This window comes from Sphingomonas sp. ABOLH, assembly GCF_003951715.1.
Lineage (GTDB): Bacteria > Pseudomonadota > Alphaproteobacteria > Sphingomonadales > Sphingomonadaceae > Sphingomonas > Sphingomonas hankookensis_A.
Map to the genome: position 1 here is coordinate 55,563 of NZ_QQWV01000006.1, position 22,797 is coordinate 78,359.

Below are 22,797 nucleotides of genomic sequence, written 5' to 3' on the forward strand. Positions count from 1 at the left end.
TGGATCGACCGGGCGGGTTGGCCGCTCCTGCCGTCGCACCCCTTGCCAAGGACGGTCGACGCATATCCTTTTTGGAACTTTCCTACACGAATTTCGAGAGATTATGGTTCGTTCGAACGATGAAGGGGCGGGGCGATGGCGACATATCGGGTGCGGCACGACGGGTGGACGCCGCAGCGGCAGCGGGCGTTTCTGCGGGCGCTGAGCGAGACGGGGTGCGTGCGCGATGCCTGTGCGCGGGCGCGGATTTCGACCACTTCCGCCTATCGGATGCGGCGGCGGTCGGAGGCGTTCGACCGGGCGTGGCGGCGGGCGCTGGCGAAGGTCGCGCCGACGATCGAACAGGCGGCGTTCGAACGCGCGGTCAACGGGTGGGAGGAGCCGGTTTGGCATGGCGGCAAGATCGTCGGGCATCGGCGGCGCTATTCGGACGGGTTGTTGCGGTTGTTGCTGACGCGGGGCGCGACGCAGGGGGCCGAGGACGACGACCGGCGGATGCGGAGCGGTGGCTGGGACCGAGCGACGCAGGCAGAGACCGATGCGATGCTGATCGCAAACATCAGGGCGTTCAAGCGGCAGCAGGACGCGAATGCGGCGCGGAAAGCCTTGCCTGCGCCCGCCCCTGCCGCCACCACGCGGCCGGTCGAAGAGGGGAATGGCGATGCAGGTGATGCGAATCGGGGGACGGCGGGTGCTGTTCGTGATGGCGACGGACCACGAATATGGACCCTGCCTCGCTGAACGCTTCGTGCCGCTGATGACCGGGGTCGGGCCGGTCGAAGCGGCGATCGGGACCACGCAGGCGCTGGCCGGGATGACCGAGCTGCCCGATCTGGTCGTGTCGATCGGGTCGGCGGGGTCGCGCAGGCTGCCGCTCGGGTCGATCTGGCAGGTCGCGAGCGTGTCGTGGCGCGACATGGATGCGACGCGGATCGGCGTGGCGAAGGGGGTGACGCCCTTTGCCGACCACCCCGCCGAGATGGCGCTGGCGACGCCGATCGACTGGCCGGTGGCAAGACTGTCGACCGGGGCGAATATCGTCGGGGGCAGCGACTATGACGGCATCGATGCCGATATGGTCGATATGGAGACGTTCGCAGTGCTGCGCGCGTGCGGGCGGTTCGGGGTGCCGGTGATGGGGTTGCGCGGCATTTCCGATGGGCCGGGCGAGCTGGAGGCGCTGGGCGGGTGGACCGCGATGCTGGGGGTGTTGGACGAACGGTTGGCGGAGGTAGTGGACCGGTTGGGGTAGGAATTGGGTTCACGCGGAGGCGCGGAGACGCGGAGGGGTTGCGACCCGGGCGAAGCGCTCGCGAACGGCAGACGTCTTCCTGCGCTGAACCGCAGAGCAAAGCCCGCTGGCGCGGGAATGATCGCCGCAAGCGCAACCTCTTCGCGCCTCCGCGCCTCCGCGTGAACCAATGTCTACGTCACGCCCGGTCGAGGAACACCACCCCCGGCACCTTGATCCGCGCCGCCGTCGGGCGGACCGGGCCGTCGACGGTCACGTCGAACAGCGCGACGTCGCCGCTGCGTTCGTTGGCAACGAGCAGCTGGCCGCTATCCTCGAGCAGCAGGAAGAAGCGCGGCCAGTCGCCGCCGCAGTCGACATGCTGGGCGAGGGTCGCGGTGCCGTCCTCGGCCAGGTCGAACACGGCGATGCTGTTATGCCCCCGGTTCGAGGCGTAGAGGCGGCGGCCGGCGCTGTCGATCGCGATATGCGCCGCCTGCGACGTGCCCTGCCAGCCGGGCGGGAGCAGCGAGGTGGTGGCGCGGTCCTTCAGCGTGCCGTCCAGCTGCGCGTCGAGGGTGACGAGCGTGTTGGCGAGTTCGGTAACGACATAGGCGATCGGCAGCGTCGGGTGGTACGCCAGATGACGCGGGCCGGCCCCGGCGGGGGCGCGCCATGCGATGGCCGGTTCGGCGATCTCTCCGGTCGACAGCGGATAGACGAACACCGCATCGGCGCCGAGATCGACCGCATGCAGGAAGCGATTGTCGGGCGTGAAGCCGACCCAGTGCGCGTGCGGCCCCGCCTGGCGATCGGCGCGCGGGCCGGTGCCCCGGTGCTGGCGGATGATCGGGGGTTGCGGCATGCCGGCGGCGAGCGGGTAGAGTGCTACCGTGCCCGAGGAATAATTGGCGACGGCGAGCAGCGCGCCGTTCGGAGCGATGGCGACGTGGCAGGGATCGTCACCGCCGCTCGGCAGGTCGGCGAGGATCTTGCCGGTGCGGTCGGTGGCGACCATCCGGCCAGCGGCGGATTCGCGGACGAAATAGCGCATGTCGCCGCGGGAGACGCCGAACGAGGCATTGGTCAGCGCCGGATCGGCGGGGCCGACGCGCCAGCTGCGGCTGCTGGCCGGGAGGGTGTAGAGGCCCGCCCCGCCCTTTCCGGCATAGGTGCCGGCGATCAGCGAGGTCCGCCACGCCTGCGCACGGGCTGGCAGGGCGGACAAGGTGGCGGTGGCGGCCATGCCGGCCAGAACGGAGCGTCGCGTGGTCATGGACCCGCTATGCTCCGCTCCGGCCCCTTCCGCAATCAGGCGGCGGTGAACACGCCGCAGGCGATGCGGCCGCCCGAATTGCCCGACGGGTCGGTCTTGTAATCGTCGGCCTGCGCATGGATCACGAAGGCCGAGCCATCGGTGTCGAGCAGCCCGTCCATCGTGCCGGACGGTAGCATGATCGTCAGCGAGCCGCTGCCGTCCGCGCCGATGGTCAGGTTGGGCGCGTCGCCGGCGTGCGGGCCGGCGGGGTTGCTGGTGCCGTGCTGCCTGGCCGTGGGGTTCCAGTGGCCGCCGGCGGTGGTGAAGTCGGGCGCGTCGCAGCGGCCGACCGCGTGGACATGCGCGCCGTGCAGCCCGGCGGGCATGCCGCGCGCGTCGATCCTGATCTGGATGCCGCCCGCCATCTCGGTCGCGGTGACGGTGCCGACATCGGCCCCGGCTGCGGTGCGCAGCGGTGCGGTGGCGGTGCGGCCGGCGGGCGCGTCGGTGGAGCCGGTGGTGGTGCAGCCGGCGAGCGCGGTGGCGGCGATGGCGGTCAGGAAGGTGGCACGCAGCATGATCGGGTTCCCCTTTGATACCGTTGCGAAATGTTTCGTGGGCGCGGGCGGTTCCGTCAGGGCGTCATCGGCCCGGCGAGCAGCAGCGGATCGATCCGCGCGTCGTGCCACTTCATGCCCCAATGGAGGTGCGGGCCGGTGGCGCGGCCGGTGGCGCCGATCGCGCCCACCACCTGCCCCTGCCGCACCTGGTCGCCGGGCTTCACGTCGATGCGCGAGAGATGGAGGAACGCGCTGTTCAGCCCCATGCCGTGATCGATCATCAGCAGATTGCCCTCCAGCGTGAAGGGCGCGGCCGCCGCGAGGATGACGACGCCATCGGCCGGCGCGGCGACGGGCGTGCCGGTCGGGCGGGCGACGTCGACGCCGGAATGATAGGCGCCGGGTTCGCCGGCATAGATGCGCTGCGACCCGAACAGGCCGGAGATGCGGCCCCTGACCGGCCAGACGAAGCGTTGCCGCCAGCCCTGCGCGTCGGTCGCCATGTCGCGCGCGGCCTCGATCTGCGCCAGTTCGGGGGCGCGGCGGCGCCGGAATTCGGCGGAGGGTTGGGAAATGCGCGGCAGGGTCGGCAGGCGCTCGATCCGCCATGCGCGGGGGGCGACGCTCAGGGGACGGACGATGCGCTGGCCGTCGGGGAGCGTCGCGAGGAGCGTGGCCGCGGGGCCGGCGTCGCGGTCGAAGGCGATCAGGAAGCGGCCATCGGCGGCGACCGCGACCGGTTGGCCGTCCAGTTGCAGCGTGGTGCCCGGCGGCACGCTGCCGGTCAGCGCCGCCCCCTGCCCCGGCGTGCCGTCGAGCGCGAGGACGGCGGGGGCCGCCGCGATCAGGGCGGCGGCGGCGATCATTGTGGGGCGAGCGCCCTGGTCGAGGCTTCGGCATCGACATAGGCTTCCTGCCGCGCCGCGCTCCAATAGCGCAGCTCGTCGAGCGGGATGCGCGTGCCGGTGACGGCGCAGGTCACGAAATCGCCATCGGCCAGCACCCGGAAATTGTTGGTGAGGTAATGGAGCTTGGCGGGGCGGCTTTCGGGTTTCAGCATGGCAGGTCCGGGTCAGAGCAAAGTGGGTTGCGTGGGTTCGACATAGGCGCGGCCCCCGGAGCGCTCAACCTTCGCGTCGAGCACGCCGTCGCGGAAGTGGAGCTGGAGCGCGCCGGCGGTGCGGGCATCGGCGGCGGAGGCGACCGTCTTGCCGTTCGCCTTCGCGACGACGCGGACATAGCCCTTTTGCAGCAGATTGTCGGGGTTCACCTGTTCCAGCATGCGCGCGGTGCCGTCGAAACTCGCCCGCGCCTGCGCCAGCCGCTGGGTCAGCATGGCCGGGCGCAGCGCATGGCCGTGGCGGTCGAGGCTGCGGCGCGCCGTCGCGACGCGGCGTTCGAGCGCGAGCGACAGGCGGCCGGCGACATCGTCCAGCCGCTGACGCTGCGGCCCCAGCAGCGCGTCGCGGCGGGGCATCACGCGGACCAACGCCGCCAGCTGCTCGCGGCCCCGGTCGTGATAGCGGCGCGCGCAACGCTGGGTGCGGAGCGACAGGGTGGCGATGGTGTGGGCGAGGTCGGCGCGGACGGGAACGGCGAGTTCGGCGGCGGCGGTCGGCGTCGGCGCGCGCAGGTCGGCGGCGTGGTCGCACAGTGTCGTGTCGGTTTCGTGGCCGACGGCGGAGATGACCGGGATCGGCGAGGCGGCGACCGCGCGGACGACGACTTCCTCGTTGAAGCACCACAGGTCCTCGATGGAGCCGCCACCGCGGGCGACGATCAGGAGGTCGGGGCGGTAGATGGTAGCATCGCTCCCCGTCGACCCCCCGCGCAGGCGGGGGTCCAGGGTTTCACCCACGGACGTCGGTGCTTCCGGCTCTGGCCCCCCGCCTGCGCGGGGGTATGGTTGTGGTTCACCTAGGGTCGGCCTCTCGGGAAGGGCCGCGAACCCCCGCACCGCCGCAGCGATCTCGGCTGCGGCGCCTTCGCCCTGCACCTTGACCGGCCAGACGAGCACATGGGTCGGGCAGCGATCCTCCAGCCGGTGGAGGATGTCGCGGATCACCGCGCCGGTCGGCGAGGTGACGATGCCGATGGTGCGCGGCAGATAGGGGAGCGGGCGCTTCTTCGCGGCGTCGAACAGCCCCTCGCCCGCCAGCTTACCTTTAAGCTTTTCGAGCAGCGCCATCAGCGCGCCTTCGCCGGCCAGTTCGAGATGGTCGATCACGATCTGGTAGCGCGAGCGGCCGGGATAGGTGGTGAGCTTGCCGGTCGCGATCACCTCCACGCCGTCCTGCGGGGTGAAGGCGAGGCGGCCGGCCGATCCGCGCCACATCACCCCGTCGATCAGTGCGGCATCGTCCTTCAGCGCCAGGTAGACATGGCCCGACGAAGCGCGCTTATAGCCCGAGATTTCGCCGCGCAGGCGGACGCGACCGAACTCCCCCTCTACCATGCGCTTCAGCCGGCCGGCGAGTTCGCTGACGCTTTCCGGCGCGGCGTTGTCGTTCGCGCGCGGCTCGGCTACGAGCCGGCTCGACATAAAATCGGGGAAACGATCGTCCATGAATGTCCTGTTGATCGGATCGGGTGGGCGCGAACATGCGCTGGCGTGGAAGCTGGCGCGCTCGCCGCTCCTCGATACGCTTTATGCCGCGCCCGGCAACCCCGGCATCGCGCAAGTCGCGACGCTGGTGCCGCTGGACGTGACCGATCACGCCGCGGTGGTGCGGTTCTGCGTCGAACGGGCGGTCAAGCTGGTGGTGGTCGGGCCGGAAGCGCCGCTGGTCGCGGGACTCGCCGACGATCTGCGAGCCGCGGGCATCGCGACGTTCGGGCCATCGGCGGCAGCGGCGCAGCTGGAAGGGTCGAAGGGCTATACCAAGGATCTGTGCCGCGAGGCGGACATTCCGACCGCCGGCTATGTCCGCGTGACCGCGCTGGACGAGGCGATCGCCGCGCTCTCCCCCTTCTCGCTGCCGGTGGTCATCAAGGCCGATGGCCTTGCCGCGGGCAAGGGCGTGACCGTGGCGATGGATCGTGCCGAGGCGGAGGCCGCGCTCCACGCGATCTTCGAAAAGCCGGGCGGCGAGGCGGTGATCGAGGAGTTTCTGGCCGGCGAGGAAGCCAGCCTGTTCGTGCTGACCGATGGCGTGTCGCTGCTGCCGTTCGGGTCGGCGCAGGACCACAAGCGGGTCGGCGACGGCGATACGGGTCCGAATACCGGCGGCATGGGAGCCTATTCGCCCGCCCCGGTACTGACGCCCGCGCTGGAGCAACTGGCGATCGACACCATCGTCGCGCCGACCGTGGCGGCGATGGCGGCGCGCGGCACACCCTATTCGGGGGTGCTCTATGCCGGATTGATGCTGACCGAGCGTGGGCCGAAGCTGATCGAGTATAATGCGCGGTTCGGCGATCCCGAATGCCAGGTGTTGATGGCGCGGCTGGACAGCGATCTGTTGCCGGTGCTGCTGGCGGTTGCGCAGGGCACGCTGGCGCAGGTCGAGCCGCCGGTGTTCAGCGCCGATACCGCGCTGACGGTGGTGATGGCGGCGCCGGGCTATCCGGGCACGCCGGAAACGGGCCGGCCGATCGGCGGGATCGACGCGGCGGAAGCGACCGGCGCGACCGTGTTCCATGCGGGAACCCGTTCGGCGGGTGAAGGCGTTGTGACCGCCGGTGGCCGGGTGCTGGCCGTGACCGCGCGGGGGGCGACCGTGACCGCCGCGCAGGAAGCGGCGTACCGCTCGGTCGATGCGCTCGACTTTCCGGGCTTCTGCCGCCGCGACATCGGCTGGCGCGAGGTCGCGCGCGAAGCGGCGATGAAGGATTGAGACGATGGACAGCACCTCCCCCCTGCAATCGCCCGGCTTCCTGGGCGTGCTGACGACAGCGCATCTGGTCCTGATCGCCGTGCTGGCGGTGGTGACGATCATCGGCATCGCGTACGGCATGAAGCTGGCCCGCGCCCGGCGGCAGGCGTCGCGCGAGCTGGAGGATGCCGGGCATCTGGAGCGCGGCGATGCCCCGGTCAGCGAGGCGGAGGTCGTGCAGCGGCCGGCCACGCCGGTGGATCGGACGCCGGAGCCGGTTGCGCCTGCGCCGGCGGAACCGATCGCGACGTCGGTCGCACCGCCCGCACCGGCGGCGGCCCCCGTCGTGCCGCCCGCCCCGGTCGTGACCGCCCCGCCGGCTCCGGTTGCGGGCGACACCGACCTGACCCGGCTGAAGGGTCTGGGGCCGAAGGTCGCGGCGATGCTGGTCGAACGGGGGATTCCCGATATCGCGACGCTGGCCCGGCTGGATGCCGCGCAGGCCGACGCCGTCGCCGCGCAACTGGGCATGTTCGCCCCGCGCATGGCGAAGGATCGCTGGGTCGAACAGGCACAGTTCCTGGCGGCGGGCGATATCGCCGGGTTCGAGGCGAAGTTCGGGAAGCTGTAGCGCGCGCCGCTTGGGATTTGTTTAGAGCCCCTGCTCCGTCGTTCCCCCGCGCGTGGCGATCACGGTCGCGATCAGGTCGTAGGTGACGTTGGCGACGGTTCGCGCAATGTCCGGGATGACATCGACCGCGACGAGGACGGGGAGCAGCTCGATCGGCGCGCCCAGCGCAACGACCGACGGGGCCGCGCTGGCATAGGTGCTGACCGCGCCGGGCAGGCCGAGGATCAGCAGGCTGGACAGCACCGCCAGCGGGATCGCCATCGCGACCTGAAGCGGCGACACCGGCACCCCGCCCATCCACGCGAGCGTCAGCGCCAGCAACAGCGTGTTCGACGGCGCGGTGATCTTGAACACTGCCACCGCGATCGGCAGCGCGACCGACGCGTCGCGGTCGGCGACGCCCAGCGCCCGCGCGCTGAGGAACATCGCCGGCAAGGTGGCGAGCGACGATTGCGTGCTCGCCGCGATCACCTGTGCCGGGGCCGCCGCGCGAGCGAAGCGCCACAATCCAATGCCGCCGGCCAGCCGCATCAACCCATAGCCGATCGCGATCAGCAGCAGCGACAGCGCGAGCGAGGCGGCGACATATTGCACGAGGATCGCGAGCACGCTCACCCCCGCGGACGCCCCGACCGAAAAGGCAAGCGCCCCGATCCCGAGCGCACCCAGGCGCAACACCCAGCCGATGACCACGATCATCGCATCGCCAAGGCCGCGGAGCGCGAGGAGCAGCGCGGCGGACGGACCTTCCTCGACCTTGCCCAGCGCCAGTCCCAGCACCAGCGCGAAAAGGACCAGCGGGACGATCGCTCCCGAGGCGGCCGAGGCGACCGGATTGGTCGGGACCATCGCGCGGATCGATTCGACCGGGCCGGGCACGACCGGCGGGACCTCTGCCGCGACCATGGTGCGCAGCGCGGCGATGCTGTCCTGCGGGATCGTGAACCGGTCGATCAGCAGCGGGGCGACGATGGCGGTGACGATCGCCGACAGGAACAGCATGCCGATCAGCACGAGCGGCAGGCGCCGGCCGAGCGCGGCACCCTCGGCCCCGGTCGCCGAGCGCAGCCGCGCGACCCCGGTTACGACCAGCGCGAACACCAGCGGGATGATCGTCATGCGCAGCGCATCGAGCCACAGCCCACCGATCAGCCCGGCTGCCGTCAGCGCCGTGGCGTTCCCGCCGGACAGCGCCCCGGCCGCGAAGCCGGCGACCAGCGCCAGCATCAGCCATGCCGGTGCCGGCATGCGCCGGAGCGCCGCGAAAGATCGTGCTGCCATGATAGCCCCCCGCGGCGATGATCGGTCCGCCACCCGGTCGAGTCAACCGGCGCGCCGGCAGCTGCTAGGCCGCTTCCTCGACCAGCAACTTGTCGATCTTGCGGCCGTCCATGTCGACGATCTCGAAGCGCCAGCCCTGTTCGGTGAAATATTCGCCTTCGGTGGGCAGATGCTTGAGCACGGCGAGCGCGAGGCCGGCGACGGTCGCATAGTCGCGGTCTTCGGGCAGGTCGATGCCGATGCGTTCGGCCAGCTGGTCGGCGGGCGTCTGGCCCGACACCAGCAGCGACCCGTCCTCGCGCCGCACGATATGCGGGTGATCGCCTTCCTCCGCATCCGATGCGAAGTCGCCGGCGATGGCGCGCAGCAGGTCGGCGGGGGTCACGATGCCTTCGAAATGGCCATATTCGTCATGGACGAGGCCCATCGGCACCGCCGCACGGCGGATCGCCTGCAACGCGTCCATCGCGTCGACCTGATCGGGCAGCACCGGCGCTTCGTGCAGCAGCGTGCGCAGGTCGAGCGGCTCCCCGCGACAGATCGCCGCGACGATGTCGCGCGCCTGCACGACGCCGATCACCGCATCGACCGATCCTTCGGCGACCGGCAGGCGGGTGTGCGGCGTCGTCGCCATCGCCGCGCGGATGCCGGCATCGTCGAGCGTGACGTCGAGCCATTCGACCTCGGTCCTGGGCGTCATCACCTCGCGCACCGGGCGGTCCGCCAGGCGGACGACGCCCGAGATGATCGAGCGCTCATGCTCCTCGATCACGCCCGACTTGCTGGCTTCGGCGACCAGCAGGTGCAGTTCCTCCGCCGTCACCCGGTTTTCGGATTCGCGGTTCATCCGCAGCAGCTTGAAGATCAGGCCCGAGGTCGTGTCGAGCAGCCACACGAACGGCGCGGTGATCCGCGACAGCCACAGCATCGGCACCGCGACCAGCACCGCGATCGGCTCCGGACTGCGCAGCGCGAACTGTTTGGGCACCAGCTCGCCGATCACCAGACTGGCAAAGGTCGTGACGCCGATGACCAGGCCGAAGCCGACATTGGCGGCCAGCGATTCGGGCAGGCCGAGCAGCACCAGCCGCTCGCCGACCGGCCCGCCGAGGCTTGCGCCCGAATAGGCGCCCGACAGGATGCCGATCAAGGTGATGCCGATCTGGACGGTCGACAGGAACTTGCCGGGATCGTCGGCCAGCCGCATCGCGGTCTGCGCGCCCCTGCCCCCCGCTTTCGCCAGGCCTTCCAGCCGTGCCTTGCGCGCGGAAACGATGGCGAGTTCGGACATGGCGAACACGCCGTTCAACGCCACCAGCGCGAGGATGATGACGACGTCGAACCAGGGGAAGGGTGTGAGAGGTTCCATTGAACTGGCCCATCCATGCCGCAATGCCGCGCTGCGCACAACCGGCGAGTCGTCCGGTCGTTGCGATTAGCGCGCCCGGTCAGTCAGGAACCGTTCAAAACGGCTGCGGAACAAGTACCGCGTTACCCGGTTTTTCCGGGCAAGACCCGAAATCGGATACGCTGGAGGACAATATGGCGAAGGGCTCGAAATTCTGGATCGCGGGCGCACTGTCGGCGGCGCTGCTGACCGGCGGGTGCGTGACCGATCCGGAAACCGGCGAGCGCAGCATCTCGCGCGCGGCGATCGGCGGGATCGGCGGCGCGGTCGGCGGCTATCTGCTGGGCGACCTGGTCGGCGGCCGGCGCGACCGGACCGAGAAGATTCTGGGCGCAGGGATTGGCGGCCTCGCCGGGGCGGGCATCGGTGCCTATATGGACAAGCAGGAGCGCGACCTGCGCGCCCGCACCGCCGGCACCGATGTCGAAGTGACGCGGCGCGGCGACGATCTCGTGCTCAACATGCCGGCGGGGATCACCTTCGCCTATGACAGCGCCAATGTGCAGCCGCAGTTCCGTGCGACGCTGGACCAGGTCGCCGACGTGCTGCGCGATTACAACCAGACCTATATCGACGTGTACGGCCACACCGATTCGACCGGATCGGACGCGTACAACCAGACGCTGTCGGAACGCCGCGCCGCTTCGGTCGCCAGCTACCTGACCTCGCGCGGGGTGCAGTCGGCCCGCATCGGCACGCGCGGTTTCGGCGAGACCCAGCCGATCGCGTCGAACGAAACCGAGGAAGGCCGCGCTGAAAACCGCCGTGTCGAGATCAAGATCGTGCCGATCGAGCAGGATCAGCTGCGTTGATTGGACGGTAAATTCGCCTTCTTCGTCACCCCGGCTCGACCCGGGGTCCCACTTCCTTTGACCGAAGTAAGAAGCGGGACCCCGGATCAAGTCCGGGGTGACGACTTGTCTACGGTTATGGCTGCCCATTACCGCCGGCGCGGCGGCGTTTCGTCGCTGCGCAGCGTCAGCACCTCGACGCCGGTCGCGGTCACCGCGACAGTATGTTCGAACTGCGCGGACAGTTTCCCGTCGGCGGTGACGACGGTCCAGTCGTCATCCTCCTGCACCAGCTTGCGCGACCCCTGGTTGACCATCGGTTCGATGGTGAAGGTCATCCCCTCCTGCAGCACCGCGCCGGTGCCGGGGCGGCCGAAATTGAGGACCGAGGGTTCCTCGTGCATCTCGCGGCCGATGCCGTGGCCGCAATATTCGCGTACGACGCTGTAGCCCTGCTTCTTGGCATGGCGTTCGATCGCCGCGCCGATATCGCCCAGCCGGGCGCCGGGGCGGACCTGCGCGATGCCGGCCCACATCGCGCCCTGCGCGGCCTGTACCAGCCGCCGCGCCTGCGGCGTCACCGTGCCGATCATATAGGTCTTGGACGAATCGGCGATGAAGCCGTCCTTCTCCAGGGTGATGTCGAGGTTGATGATGTCGCCGTCGCGCACGATCGCCGCAGCATCGGGCACGCCGTGACAGACGACGTCGTTGATCGAGCTGTTGAGGACATAGGCAAAGCCGTACTGCCCCTTGCTCGCCGGGCGCGCTGCGCAGTCCTCGACGATGAAGCGTTCGACCATGTCGTTGATCGCCATCGTCGACATGCCGGCGAAATTCCGCCGGTCGAGCATCTCGAACACGCTGGCGAGCAACCGCCCCGAGGCGCGCATCAGCTCGAGTTCGGCGGGCGATTTCACCACGTCAGGCGGCGACCGCATCGACCGCGCGGACCTGCGCGGCGGCGAGGCGGGTGCGGACGATATCGTTGAACGACAGGTCGGGGTTGGCCTCGGCGATCATGCCGATCGTCATCCAGAATTCGGCCTGTGCGTTGATCGAGCGGCACAACACCCCGCTCGCCCGCCGCACTTCCTCGTGCAGCGCGTCGTCGATCTTCACGATACCCATGGCCGTCCTCCCGATATACGAACCATATATGATCCGTATATCGTGCGGTCAAATCCCGCGGCGGTCGGCGAAGAAGTCGCGCAGCAGCGCTGCCGATTCGGCCTCGGCGATGCCCGGATAGATGTCGGGACGATGGTGGCAGGTCGGCTGCGTGAAAAAGCGCGGGCCATGTTCGACCGCTCCGCCCTTGGGATCGGACGCGCCATAATAGAGCCGGGCGATGCGGGCATGGGCGATGGCGCCGGCGCACATCGCGCACGGCTCCAACGTCACCCATAGGTCGCAATCCTCCAGCCGGTCGCGGCCCAGTGCCTGCGCCGCCGCGCGAATCGCGAGGATTTCGGCATGGGCGGTGGGGTCGGCGAGCGCGCGCGGGGCATTGGCGGCGGTCGCGATGACCCGTCCCGCCTGCATCACCACCGCGCCGACCGGCACTTCGCCCGAATCGGCGGCGGCGCGGGCGGCGGCGAGTGCCTGGCGCATCGGGGTGGCGTCGAACATGCCCGTCCCCATGCCAGCGCCGCGCGGCGGCAGCCAGCCGTTACTGGCCGGCGGGGCGTTCGACCTTGATCGCCGGGACCTCGACCGAACGGTTGACCGTGCCGACCTCGACCTTGCCGACCTCGACATCGAATTTGGGCGCCTGCCCGCCCTCCACCTTCACCTGCGGCAGGGCGGCGCGCTGCGTCTGGTCGATATTGATGAAGTTGAACGCCATCAGCCCCGCGACGATCAGGACTACCACGCCCAGCAACCCCAGAAATCCGCGCATCCACCGTCTCCCACGCTTGTCATCATCCGAATCGTTGCCGTAACAACGCAGCCGTGGGCGGACGGGTTGCACCCGCACCCTTGTGGTTGACGCGAGGACCGTTCGACGCTATCCGCGCCGTCTTTCCGGGGCATGTGTCCCGACACAGAATCAGGATCATATCATGTCGCGCATCTGCGAGCTGACCGGCAAGGGCCGGCAGGTGGGTCACAATGTTTCCCACGCCAACAACAAGACCAAGCGCACGTTCCTGCCGAACCTGCAGAACGTCACGCTGATGTCGGAAGCGCTGGAGCGCTCGATCCGCCTGCGCGTGTCGACCCACGGCCTGCGTTCGGTCGAGCATGTCGGCGGCCTCGACAACTGGCTGCTGAAGACCAGCGACGACGACCTGTCGCTGCGTGCCCGCCGCCTGAAGCGCGACGTGAAGAAGAAGGCCGCAGCGGCAACCGCCGCCGCCTGATTCGGTCACGCCGGTTAAGATGACGGACCCGCCGGGGCGCTGCGCAGCGACCCGGCGGGTTTTGTCGTGCGTGGCGTTCGTCGAGATTGGCTGCCGAAGTTGGGCCGGATGATGTCGCTCGACCGGTCGAGCGTCGGAAAGCCGGAGCTGACGGAGTCGGTTTCTCCGAGGCTCCCGCTCCGGGCACGATCGCGCTTGCGGTCGCGATTCGCCGGTATCAGAATCGGACCATGGCCGACCCCGACATGATCCGCATCGCCGCCGCCCTGATTGAAGACGGAAACGGGCGTATGCTGCTCGTCCGCAAGGCCGGCACTCGCTGGTTCATGCAGGCCGGTGGCAAGATCGAGACCGGGGAACAGCCGGTCGACGCGCTGTGCCGCGAATTGCACGAGGAACTGGACCTCGTCGTCGACCGTGCCGCCGTGGCCTTTCTCGGCCACTTCGCAGCGCCGGCAGCAAACGAGGCGGGACGGATGGTCCATGCCGAGCTGTTCCATGTCCGCAGTACCGATGATCCCGCCCCCCGGCTGGAGATCGAGGAAGCCTTGTGGGTCGACCGGGCGGCAGCGGAAACGATGCCGCTCGCGCCGCTCACCCGCGATCACGTCCTGCCGATCTTCGCGAGGCTGACGACAAGCGCATGACGGTGTCAAAGATCCTGGTCAGCGCCTGCCTGCTCGGTCGACCGGTGCGGTATGACGGATCGGCCAAGACGCTGGAGGACACGCTGCTCGACCGCTGGGTGGCGCAGGGCCGCACCGTGTCGGTGTGTCCGGAGGTCATGGCCGGATTGCCGACGCCCCGGCCACCGGCGGAAATTGCGGAGGGCCGGGACGGCGCGGCGGTACTGGGCGGCGACGCTCGCATCATCGAGATCGGCGGGGCGGATGTGACCGCTGCCTTTCTGGCAGGTGCGGGAATCGCGCTGGACCAGGCGATGCGCCACGATTGCCGTTATGCACTGCTGACCGATGGCAGCCCGTCCTGCGGCAGCGGCTTCATCTATGACGGCAGTTTCAGCGGGCGGCGAATCGATGGCGCGGGGGTGACGGCGGCGCTGTTACGGCAGCACGGGGTCGCGGTGTTTTCGCACCGGGACATCGGCGCGCTGGCGGCGGTGTTGGGGGAGTCGTAGCCGGGGGCCGCAAGATCGCGCTGACGCGAAGGAGGCCTGGGCCTGCCCCAACGTCACCCCGGGCTTGACCCGGGGTCCCGCTTCTTCTTCGACGGCAGCAAAAGAAGCGGGACCCCGGATCAAGGCCGGGGTGGCGAAATAGCCAGTCCGTCCAGCCCCAGCCCCCGCCTCAATCCGACCCGAAGATATCCCGGGTGAACAACCGGTCGCCGATATCGCCCAGTTCCGGCGCGGCGCGGTTGGCGATGATCACGTCGCATTCGGCCTTGAACGCATCGAGGTCCCTGACCACGCGCGAGCCGAAGAAGTCGGCGTCGTCGAGGCTCGGTTCGTGCACCACGACCTCGATCCCCTTGGCCTTGACCCGCTTCATGATCCCCTGGATCGACGACTGGCGGAAATTGTCCGACCCCGCCTTCATCGTCAGGCGATAGACCCCGACCTTCTTCGGACGACGCGCGATGATCTGGTCCGCCAGGAAGTCTTTCCGCGTGCGGTTCGCGTCGACGATCGCGCGGATCAGGTTCTGCGGGACCTCGGAATAGTTCGCCAGTAGCTGCTTGGTATCCTTGGGCAGGCAATAGCCGCCATAGCCGAAGCTGGGGTTGTTGTAGTGCATGCCGACGCGAGGATCGAGGCCGACGCCCTCGATGATCTGCTTCGTGTCCATGCCGCCGGCGATGGCATAGCTGTCGAGTTCGTTGAAGAAGGCGACCCGCATCGCGAGATAGGTGTTGGCGAACAGCTTGATCGCCTCCGCCTCGCGGCTGTCGGTGAACAGGATGGGCGCGTCCTTCTTCTCCGCGCCCTGCAGCAGCAGGTCGGCGAAGATTCGCGCGCGCTCCGAACGTTCGCCGACGATGATCCGCGACGGGTGGAGATTGTCGTAGAGCGCCCGGCCCTCGCGCAGGAATTCGGGGCTGAACACGACGTTCGGCGCGTTCAGCCGCTGGCGCACGTCGTCGACGAAGCCAACCGGAATCGTCGACTTGATGATGACCGTCGCCGCCGGGGCATGCTCGACCGCCAGCTTGATCACCGCCTCGACCGAGCCGGTGTTGAACTTGTCGGTCTGCACATCGTAATTGGTCGGGGTGGCGACGATGACATAGTCCGCCCCGGCGAGTGCAGTGGCGGCATCGGTGGTCGCGGTCAGCTGCAGTTCGCGCTCGGACAGGAAGTTTTCCAGCTCGGCATCGATGATCGGCGACTTGCGGTCGTTGACCAGCGCGACGCGATCTTCCGAAATATCGACCGCCACGACATCGTTATGCTGCGCCAGCAGCACCGCGTTCGACATGCCGACATAGCCCAGCCCAAAAACCGCGATCTTCATTCGAACCATCCCCGTTATCCGGCCGCGCCGCGTCCGTCAGGTGCTGCGCAACGTCGCGCGACACCTCTTGCTGCAATACAGCATAAGGCGCCGGCGCGGTTCGCGCCAGTCCGCTCGCTCAATAGGCGACAGCGAACTTCAGCAGATAGGTGCGCTGGAACAGCGACTGGTTATCGTCCGACACCATCCACAGGATCAGGCGGTCGCCTTCGCGGGTGAGCGCGATCCCTTCGAAATTGTCGTGCAGCACGGGACCTTCGAACATCGCGACGGTCTTTCCCTTGACCCCTTCGTGATGCTTCAGGTTGCGGACATCGGCGACCTGCAACCGCGCGGTGAAGAAATCGCGGATATTGGCGCTGCGGGTCAGCACCAGCAGCCGGCCGTCGGGCAGCGCCGCCGCATCGGACACCGCATAATGCAGGGGCGGATAATAGTGGAACACGCGGGGCTTCGCCCCCGCTACGGTCGGATCGCCTCCGGGATAGCGCAGCGCGACGAACCCCCAGCGGCGGGGCCAGAGATACGCCTCGCTCATCACGATGGTCGACCCGTCGGGCATATGGGCCATCGCCTCGGCGCCGCTATTGTCCGACCATGGCTTCATCAGCGACGGGGCGGCGTGGGCGACGGGGCGCAGGTTGCGGTCGAAGCGCCAGACCTGGTTATGGCGTTCATAGCCGACCAGCATGTCGCCGTTCGGCAGCATGGCGAGCGATTCCGTGTCGCGGTCGCGCTTTTCCCAGCCGGTGCCCGGCCCGGCCAGTTCGGTGACATGCGGGTCGCGGACCTGCCAGTCGGCGCCCATGCGGAATTGCAGCAGCGCGCCGCCGTCCGACAGCAGGCGGAACCGATCGCCCGATACGTGCAGCGCCGAAAAACCGCCGAACGCCGGGTCGGGCGAGGTCAGCTCGACCCCGCCGAGATAGGTCAGCACGCCGTTCTTCACCCGCTTGGGATCGCCCGGAAACAGCGCGACGGGCTTGCTGTGGATGACCGGCGTCCCGCGATAGAGCGGCAACCGCTCGCTGCCCGCCCAGGTGGGCACCAGCAGCAGCACGGCAAGACAGACCAGGAGGACACGCAACATCCGCGCGCCTTAACCGATCGCACCGCCGCCCACCTAGCCATTTTCCGCAATTGCGATACAGCGCCGGCCATGCACAGCGCGGGAAAAGGGTCGGAGCCGGTGGTGGATGTCGTGGATCTGGCGGCACGGTTGATCGCGTGCGACAGCGTGACCCCGGCGCAGGGCGCCGTGTTCGACCTGCTGGGGGCTGCGCTGGTGCCGCTGGGCTTCGTGGTCGACCGGTTCGTGACCGGCGAGGCGCCCGACGGCCCGGTCGAAAACCTGCTGGCGGTGCGGGGCAGCGGCGGACGGCATGTCGCCTTTGCCGGCCATGTCGATGTCGTCGCCCCCGGTCCCGGCTGGGCCAGCCCGCCCTTCGCCCCCGAACAGCGCCACGGTCTGTTGTTCGGGCGCGGCGCGGTCGACATGAAGGGCGCGGTCGCCGCCTTCGTCGCTGCCGCCGAACGGGTGCCGGCCGATGCGGGCACGATCAGCCTGATCATCACCGGCGACGAGGAAGGGCCGGCGGTGTACGGCACCCGCGCGCTGATCGACCGGATGGCGGCACGCGGCATCGCCCCCGACCTGTGCCTGGTCGGCGAACCCACCTCGCAGCAGCGGCTGGGCGACATGGTCAAGATCGGGCGGCGCGGGTCGGTCAATATCTGGATCGACGTGCCCGGACGGCAGGGGCATGTCGCCTATCCGCACCTGGCCGACAATCCGATCCCGAAGCTGGTCGCGGCGCTCGGCGCGATCGAGGCGGTGACGCTCGACACCGGCAATGCATGGTTCCAGCCATCGAATATCGAGGTGACCGACATCACCGTCGGCAATCCCGCGACCAACGTCATTCCCGGCCACGCCGCCGCGCGCCTGTCGATCCGCTTCAATGACGAGCATCGCGGCGACGAGCTGGTCGAACGCATCACCGCGATCGTCCACGCCCATGCGCCCGAAGCACGAGTCGAGGGCCGGATTTCAGGCGAGGCGTTCCTGACCCAGCCCGGCGCATTTTCGGCGCTGGTATCGGCGGCGATCGAGCGTCACACCGGGCTGACGCCCGAACTGTCGACCACCGGCGGCACGTCGGACGCGCGGTTCCTGTCGCGGCTATGCCCGACGGTCGAGTTCGGGCTACTCAACGCGACGATGCACAAGGTGGACGAGGCGGTGGCGGTCGACGACTTGCGGGCGCTGGTGGCGATCTATGCCGACATCGCGCTGGCCGGATTGGCGACTCAGCCGACCCGGTAATAGTCGCGATACCACGCGACGAAGCGGGTAAGGCCCTCGGCCAGCATCACCTTCGGCCGATAGCCGGTCAGCGCATGGAGCCGCGACACGTCGGCGAAGGTGACCGGCACGTCGCCGGGCTGCATCGGCCGCATCTGCTTCACCGCCTCGCGACCCAGCGCCGATTCGAGCGTCGCGATCATTTCCATCAGCGATACGGGATGGCTGTCGCCGATGTTGAGCAGCCGGTGCTCCCCCCGCTCCGGCACATGGTCCAGCGCACCCACCACCCCGTCGACGATGTCGTCGATATAGGTGAAGTCGCGCGCCATGCGGCCTTCGTTGAATACCTCGATCGGTTCCCCGCGCAAAATGCGGTCAGTGAACGAGAAATAGGCCATGTCGGGCCGGCCCCACGGGCCATAGACGGTAAAGAAGCGCAGGCCCGTCTGCGGAAAGCGGTAGAGCTTGGCATAGGCGGCGCTCATCAACTCGCATGACCGCTTGGTCGCGGCATAGAGCGAGACCGGCGCCACCGCCGCGTCGCTTTCCGAAAAGCCGCGTTCGCCCATCTCCCGTTCGCCATAGACCGAGCTGGACGAGGCATAGACCAGATGGACGAACCCCGGCGCATGACGGCACGCCTCCAGCACCGCCAGATGGCCGGCGAGATTGGCGTGCTGATAGGCGAAGGGATTGTCGATGCTGTACCGCACGCCGGCCTGCGCCGCGAGATGGACGACGCGGGTCACACCGTGGTCGGCGATCAGCCGCGCGATCAGGCCCGGCTCGACGATATCGCCACGATGGAAGGTAAAGCCGTCGCGCGCGGTCAGCGTGGCGAGACGGGCGTCCTTGAGCGCCGGATCATAATAGTCGTTGACGATATCGATGCCGACGACCCGCTCCCCCCGGTCGAGCAACCGGTGTGCCGTCGCGTGGCCGACAAAGCCGGCCGCACCGGTGACGAGGACGGGTCCGTTCATGGAGCGTCAGATTCCCAAGGCAAAGACGACCGATTGCCTGTCCGCGGGACAGGATGCAACGGCGTCAGCGCAGCAGCAGTACCGCCACCGCGCCGACCACCGCCCAGCCGACGACGCCGATGGCGGCCACCGCCGCGACCTGCTGCCGGGGCGGCAGCTTCGCCCCGCGTGGGATCGGATTGTCGGCGCCGACGAGCAGCTGCTCCAGCCGGACGACGTTGCCGCGACTGGCATCGGTCACCGCGCCGGAGGGCAGCCGCGCCAGGAACTCGCAGCCATAGCCGACCGTGCTGGAACGCACGACGCGCGCAGTGACCGTGCCGATCCCGGCCAGGCCCAGCTCGATCCGCTGGTCGGCGGTCAGGACCGCATCGGTTTCGATCAGGCAGCCGTCGCGGGTCAGATCGACCAGCGTGACCGGGGTCGAGCGCTGCGAATCGATCCGCAGCACGGCGGAACGCTGGATACCGACGCGTTCGTGGACACGACGATCGGTATTGGACGCGGTAACGGACTGAGCGGGTTGCGGCACGACGTTCCCCAAATTGGCTGACCTGCCAAGTTGTAGGACGAAGTGCTTACGAAAGGGTTGTCATATGCGGGATCGTCGCAGCCAATAGTGTCAGCAGGACCGCAATCGTTCCGCAACCTCTCTGCAACAGTCATGGTAACCAAATGGTTAATGCATGATTCTTGGAATCCCAGATCGGATCATCCGACATTAGCATCGGATCGTGGCGAAATTGTTGTTCGCAGTTGCGGAACGGCGCGCGGATCGGCTAGCAGCGCAGGAAGGTTCGACCGGTCCACACCGGCACCGACAAGGGAAGCCTCTGACAACATGGACGCGCGATTGGCCAATCCTGGCAGGACGGACGAACGCAAGTTTTCGGCGTTCTGGGGACAGCCGCACTCCGTGCGGGTCCGACTATATATCGTCATGCTGCTGGTCGACGTCACCGCGATCGGTATCGGGTTCGCCCTGCCCGCGCTGCTGATGCGGCCCGAGGCGCAATATGTGCCGATGTTCATCGTCGCGGCGGCGATGTATTCGGTCATCGCGTTCAACGCCGGCGCCTTTTCGGTCGGCATCAACGACCGGCTGGCGGTGGAAACCGGGCCGGCGATCCGGTCGCTGATGTTCACCTATGCGACCTTCTTCCTGATCGCCTATTTCTTCCGTCTCGATCGCGACCTGTCGCGGTTGCAACTGATCATCACCATGGTGTCGGGATCGATCCTGCTGATCGTGTTCCGGCAGATCATGGCCGCCTATGTCCAGCTGCGGCTGCGCGCGAAGCTGGTCTATCAGCTGCTGATCCGCGACCGGGTGGACGCCCGGATTCCCGACGGCTTCCGCCATTTCGATACCGATACGGTGGGGTTGCGGCCCGACCTGAAGGATCCGGCGATGCTGAACATGTTCAGCAACCTGATCGGCGGATGCGAACGCGTGGTCATCGCCTGCCCGTTCGAGGAGCGCAAGGCATGGGCCATGATGCTGAAGGGCGCCAATGTCCGCGGCGAGATCATCGCGCAGGAAATCGACCAGTTCGGCGCGCTGGGGGTGTCGAAGCTGGAACGCGCGCCGACCCTGCTGGTGTCGGTCGGCCCGTTGCAGCTGCGCAAGGCGATCGCTAAGCGCGCGTTCGACCTGATGTTCTGCATCCCGGTGCTGATCCTGATGGCGCCGGCGCTGGCGATGGTCGCGCTGGCGATCAAGCTCGACAGCCGGGGGCCGGTGCTGTTCCGCCAGCGCCGCGTGGGTCAGGGCAATGCGTTCTTCGACATCCTGAAGTTCCGCAGCATGCGCACCGACATGAGCGATGCCAGCGGCAGCCAGTCGACGCGCCGCGACGACGATCGCATCACCCGCGTCGGATATTTCATCCGCCGGACCAGCATCGACGAACTGCCGCAGCTGTTCAACGTGCTGATGGGGCAGATGAGCATCGTCGGCCCGCGCCCGCACGCGCTGGGCTCGACGGCGGGCGAGCGGCTGTTCTGGGACATCGACGAGCGTTACTGGCACCGCCACGCGCTGAAGCCCGGCATCACCGGACTGGCGCAGGTGCGCGGATTCCGCGGGGCGACGCACCAGGAGGAGGATCTGACCGGGCGCCTGCAGGCCGACCTCGAATATATCTCGAAATGGTCGTTCTGGCTCGACCTGACCATCGTCGTCATGACGTTGAAGGTGCTGGTCCACAAGAACACCTATTGATCGGTCGCGCCATGTAGCGCCGGCCAAACAAAACGCCGCCCGTTCCAGCGTGGAACGGGCGGCGTTTTCGTGTCCGACTATGGCGATCGATCAGCGCTGCGCGAACACGCTTCCGCTGCGCGAAAGGAGCGGCCCCAGCAGGAAGTCGAGCGCGGTGCGCGACTGGGTGGGGATCATCACCTCGACCGGCATGCCCGCGCGGACGCCGCCGGCGAAATTGCCCGAACGGACCGCCGCCTGCGCCGCAGCCGGCGACACCCGCACGGTGACGACATAATAGGACGCCCCGGTGCGGTCGTCCTGCACGCTGTCGGCCGACACCCGCGTGACCGCCGCGTCGAGCGGGGGCAGCGTCTGCATCCCCGGCCCCACCATCCGTACCCGTGCCGCCTGACCCGGGCGCAGGTCGGCGGCTTCGTTGATCGGCACGCGCATCTCGACCGCCATGGTGCGGGCGTCGGGCACGATCTCCAGCAGCGACGCACCGGCGGCGACGACCGATCCCGGCACCGGCAGATGGGTCGCCGATACCGTGCCGGCGATCGGCGCATGGACCGTCATCCGCTGCAATTCCGCCCGCGCCGCGCGCCAGCCGGGCAGCACCGTGTCGAGTTCGGTCCGCGCGAGGCGCAGCCGGTCGGCGGCCGCCGCCATGCGTTCGTTGCGCATCTGTTGCAACTGCAACCGCGTCTCGCCCACCTGCGTCCGCAACCGCGCGATGTCGGCGCGGCTGCTGCCCGCCGCCCCGCCCAGATCGGCGACCGAGCGTTGCAGCGCCAGCAGGCGCGTACGCGTCGACAGGCCCTTTTCATAGAGCCGCTGATAACCCGCCAGTTCGTCGCGGCTGAGCGCTTCCTGCTGGCGCAGCGAGGCGAGGCGTTCGCCGACGCCGTCGATCTGATGCGCGATCTGGCGCGAACGGTCGGCCATCACCGCAGCTTCGGAGCGTTGCAGCGCGCGTTCGGCGTCCAGCTGCGCCTGTTGCGCGGCCAGCGCCGCCTGTGCCTGCGCCTGATCGGCACCTTGCAGGCCCGCAAAGCCGGCGGGTGCCGGCACGCGCGATTCGCCGCGCAGATCGGCTTCCAGCCGGGCGATCTCCGCCTGCAGCCCCAGCGCACGGGCGGCGAGCGCCCGTTCCTGCGCCAGCGCATCGGAAGTGGTGAAATCGATCACCTTCTGCCCGGCGCGCAATGTCGCGCCATTGGCGACATGGACCGCCGAGACGATGCCGGCGGCGGGCGCCTGCACGACCCGTCGCGAATCGGCGAGGCGGATGACCCCCTGCCCCACGACCGCCGCGTCGAGATGGCTGACGACGGCCCAGCCGCCGACGCCCAGCACGAGAACTGCGGCCAAGGCCGCCCCCGCGCGCACCTCCCGCCCCGGATCGTGCAGCGCACGGGCGCGGCGCGGCGTGGCCGAGGGCGACGGTCGCAGCCGGTCGATGGTGGTCGAAAAATCCATGGG

Annotated in this window: 26 protein-coding genes; 10 read left to right on the forward strand and 16 right to left on the reverse strand. The window is 68.8% G+C overall.

Annotated elements, in window-relative coordinates; all coding sequences use genetic code 11:
- The first annotated feature begins 135 nt into the window (after positions 1-135).
- Entirely contained in the window at positions 136-741 is a 606-nt protein-coding gene (locus CA237_RS04530; protein WP_066688531.1) for a hypothetical protein, read from the forward strand.
- Positions 704-1,252 (forward strand): 5'-methylthioadenosine/S-adenosylhomocysteine nucleosidase, encoded by a 549-nt coding sequence (locus CA237_RS04535; protein ID WP_232307862.1) that lies wholly within the window; start codon positions 704-706, stop codon positions 1,250-1,252. The genes CA237_RS04530 and CA237_RS04535 overlap by 38 nt, the downstream gene beginning before the upstream one ends.
- Positions 1,253-1,430: 178 nt before the next feature.
- Here the strand turns inward: CA237_RS04535 and CA237_RS04540 are convergent, their stop codons facing one another.
- Genes CA237_RS04540 through xseA form a run of 5 tightly spaced genes read right to left on the reverse strand, consistent with a single transcriptional unit; the run spans position 1,431 to position 5,591 of the window.
- Positions 1,431-2,507, reverse strand: a complete 1,077-nt coding sequence (locus tag CA237_RS04540; protein WP_066688526.1) for a lactonase family protein — start codon at positions 2,505-2,507, stop codon at positions 1,431-1,433.
- A gap of 35 nt (positions 2,508-2,542) precedes the next feature.
- Positions 2,543-3,064, reverse strand: coding sequence for a superoxide dismutase family protein (locus tag CA237_RS04545; RefSeq protein ID WP_232307866.1), 522 nt, complete (start codon positions 3,062-3,064; stop codon positions 2,543-2,545).
- 59 nt (positions 3,065-3,123) lie between these two features.
- A complete protein-coding gene (locus tag CA237_RS04550) occupies positions 3,124-3,915 on the reverse strand; it encodes a M23 family metallopeptidase (protein ID WP_066688524.1) in 792 nt (263 codons plus the stop codon).
- Positions 3,912-4,109 carry a DUF2093 domain-containing protein gene (locus CA237_RS04555; protein WP_066688522.1) on the reverse strand — a complete coding sequence of 66 codons (198 nt, stop codon included), beginning with the start codon at positions 4,107-4,109 and terminating at the stop codon, positions 3,912-3,914. The genes CA237_RS04550 and CA237_RS04555 overlap by 4 nt, the downstream gene beginning before the upstream one ends.
- A gap of 12 nt (positions 4,110-4,121) precedes the next feature.
- Complete coding sequence (gene xseA, locus CA237_RS04560) at positions 4,122-5,591, reverse strand: exodeoxyribonuclease VII large subunit (protein ID WP_232307865.1); 1,470 nt, start codon at positions 5,589-5,591, stop codon at positions 4,122-4,124.
- A gap of 22 nt (positions 5,592-5,613) precedes the next feature.
- Between xseA and purD the strand changes: the two genes are divergently transcribed.
- Both purD and CA237_RS04570 read left to right on the forward strand, forming a co-directional pair.
- Positions 5,614-6,885: a phosphoribosylamine--glycine ligase gene (gene purD / locus CA237_RS04565; protein WP_066688516.1), complete on the forward strand. Its 1,272-nt coding sequence runs from the start codon at positions 5,614-5,616 to the stop codon at positions 6,883-6,885.
- Positions 6,886-6,889: 4 nt separating this feature from the next.
- On the forward strand, positions 6,890-7,495 hold the full coding sequence (locus CA237_RS04570) for a hypothetical protein (protein WP_066688513.1): 606 nt from the start codon (positions 6,890-6,892) through the stop codon (positions 7,493-7,495).
- Between the two features lie 21 nt (positions 7,496-7,516).
- Here the strand turns inward: CA237_RS04570 and CA237_RS04575 are convergent, their stop codons facing one another.
- Both CA237_RS04575 and CA237_RS04580 read right to left on the reverse strand, forming a co-directional pair.
- Entirely contained in the window at positions 7,517-8,776 is a 1,260-nt protein-coding gene (locus CA237_RS04575) for a cation:dicarboxylase symporter family transporter (RefSeq protein ID WP_084401306.1), read from the reverse strand.
- 64 nt (positions 8,777-8,840) lie between these two features.
- Positions 8,841-10,145, reverse strand: a complete 1,305-nt coding sequence (locus tag CA237_RS04580; RefSeq protein ID WP_126013120.1) for a hemolysin family protein — start codon at positions 10,143-10,145, stop codon at positions 8,841-8,843.
- A gap of 173 nt (positions 10,146-10,318) precedes the next feature.
- Between CA237_RS04580 and CA237_RS04585 the strand changes: the two genes are divergently transcribed.
- Entirely contained in the window at positions 10,319-10,996 is a 678-nt protein-coding gene (locus CA237_RS04585; RefSeq protein WP_066688507.1) for an OmpA family protein, read from the forward strand.
- Positions 10,997-11,124: 128 nt separating this feature from the next.
- On the opposite strand, the gene map is transcribed toward CA237_RS04585, so the two are convergent.
- From map to CA237_RS04605, 4 genes are read right to left on the reverse strand one after another with little or no spacing between them, the layout of a single operon-like run.
- Positions 11,125-11,898, reverse strand: a complete 774-nt coding sequence (map, locus tag CA237_RS04590) for a type I methionyl aminopeptidase (protein ID WP_126013177.1) — start codon at positions 11,896-11,898, stop codon at positions 11,125-11,127.
- Position 11,899: 1 nt separating this feature from the next.
- Positions 11,900-12,106 carry a ParD-like family protein gene (locus CA237_RS04595; protein ID WP_066688503.1) on the reverse strand — a complete coding sequence of 69 codons (207 nt, stop codon included), beginning with the start codon at positions 12,104-12,106 and terminating at the stop codon, positions 11,900-11,902.
- Positions 12,107-12,154: 48 nt separating this feature from the next.
- On the reverse strand, positions 12,155-12,589 hold the full coding sequence (locus tag CA237_RS04600; RefSeq protein ID WP_066688605.1) for a nucleoside deaminase: 435 nt from the start codon (positions 12,587-12,589) through the stop codon (positions 12,155-12,157).
- A 58-nt stretch (positions 12,590-12,647) separates the two neighbouring features.
- Positions 12,648-12,878, reverse strand: coding sequence for a hypothetical protein (locus tag CA237_RS04605; protein ID WP_055791532.1), 231 nt, complete (start codon positions 12,876-12,878; stop codon positions 12,648-12,650).
- 163 nt (positions 12,879-13,041) lie between these two features.
- On the opposite strand from CA237_RS04605, the gene rpmB reads away from it, so the two are divergent.
- The 3 genes from rpmB (at position 13,042) to CA237_RS04620 (ending at position 14,479) form a co-directional block, all read left to right on the forward strand.
- Entirely contained in the window at positions 13,042-13,341 is a 300-nt protein-coding gene (gene rpmB, locus CA237_RS04610; RefSeq protein WP_066688500.1) for a 50S ribosomal protein L28, read from the forward strand.
- A 230-nt stretch (positions 13,342-13,571) separates the two neighbouring features.
- Positions 13,572-13,988: an NUDIX domain-containing protein gene (locus tag CA237_RS04615; RefSeq protein ID WP_066688498.1), complete on the forward strand. Its 417-nt coding sequence runs from the start codon at positions 13,572-13,574 to the stop codon at positions 13,986-13,988.
- Positions 13,985-14,479, forward strand: coding sequence for a DUF523 domain-containing protein (locus tag CA237_RS04620; RefSeq protein ID WP_126013123.1), 495 nt, complete (start codon positions 13,985-13,987; stop codon positions 14,477-14,479). Before CA237_RS04615 ends, CA237_RS04620 begins: the two co-directional genes overlap by 4 nt.
- A 169-nt stretch (positions 14,480-14,648) precedes the next feature.
- Here CA237_RS04620 and CA237_RS04625 read toward each other — a convergent pair whose 3' ends face one another.
- The gene (locus CA237_RS04625; RefSeq protein WP_066688494.1) at positions 14,649-15,815 is read right to left on the reverse strand and encodes a nucleotide sugar dehydrogenase; all 1,167 of its coding nucleotides are present in this window, start codon (positions 15,813-15,815) and stop codon (positions 14,649-14,651) included.
- Between the two features lie 118 nt (positions 15,816-15,933).
- Positions 15,934-16,905 carry an esterase-like activity of phytase family protein gene (locus CA237_RS04630; protein WP_066688492.1) on the reverse strand — a complete coding sequence of 324 codons (972 nt, stop codon included), beginning with the start codon at positions 16,903-16,905 and terminating at the stop codon, positions 15,934-15,936.
- A 69-nt stretch (positions 16,906-16,974) separates the two neighbouring features.
- Between CA237_RS04630 and dapE the strand changes: the two genes are divergently transcribed.
- On the forward strand, positions 16,975-18,141 hold the full coding sequence (gene dapE, locus CA237_RS04635) for a succinyl-diaminopimelate desuccinylase (RefSeq protein ID WP_066688490.1): 1,167 nt from the start codon (positions 16,975-16,977) through the stop codon (positions 18,139-18,141).
- Here dapE and CA237_RS04640 read toward each other — a convergent pair.
- Complete coding sequence (locus CA237_RS04640; protein WP_066688488.1) at positions 18,126-19,106, reverse strand: NAD-dependent epimerase/dehydratase family protein; 981 nt, start codon at positions 19,104-19,106, stop codon at positions 18,126-18,128. The genes dapE and CA237_RS04640 overlap by 16 nt on opposite strands.
- Positions 19,107-19,170: 64 nt before the next feature.
- Positions 19,171-19,638: a PilZ domain-containing protein gene (locus CA237_RS04645; protein ID WP_164523831.1), complete on the reverse strand. Its 468-nt coding sequence runs from the start codon at positions 19,636-19,638 to the stop codon at positions 19,171-19,173.
- 384 nt (positions 19,639-20,022) lie between these two features.
- Between CA237_RS04645 and CA237_RS19990 the strand changes: the two genes are divergently transcribed.
- Complete coding sequence (locus tag CA237_RS19990) at positions 20,023-21,330, forward strand: sugar transferase (RefSeq protein WP_232307861.1); 1,308 nt, start codon at positions 20,023-20,025, stop codon at positions 21,328-21,330.
- Between the two features lie 90 nt (positions 21,331-21,420).
- Here the strand turns inward: CA237_RS19990 and CA237_RS04655 are convergent, their stop codons facing one another.
- Positions 21,421-22,794: an HlyD family type I secretion periplasmic adaptor subunit gene (locus tag CA237_RS04655; protein WP_066688483.1), complete on the reverse strand. Its 1,374-nt coding sequence runs from the start codon at positions 22,792-22,794 to the stop codon at positions 21,421-21,423.
- Positions 22,795-22,797 lie beyond the last annotated feature (3 nt).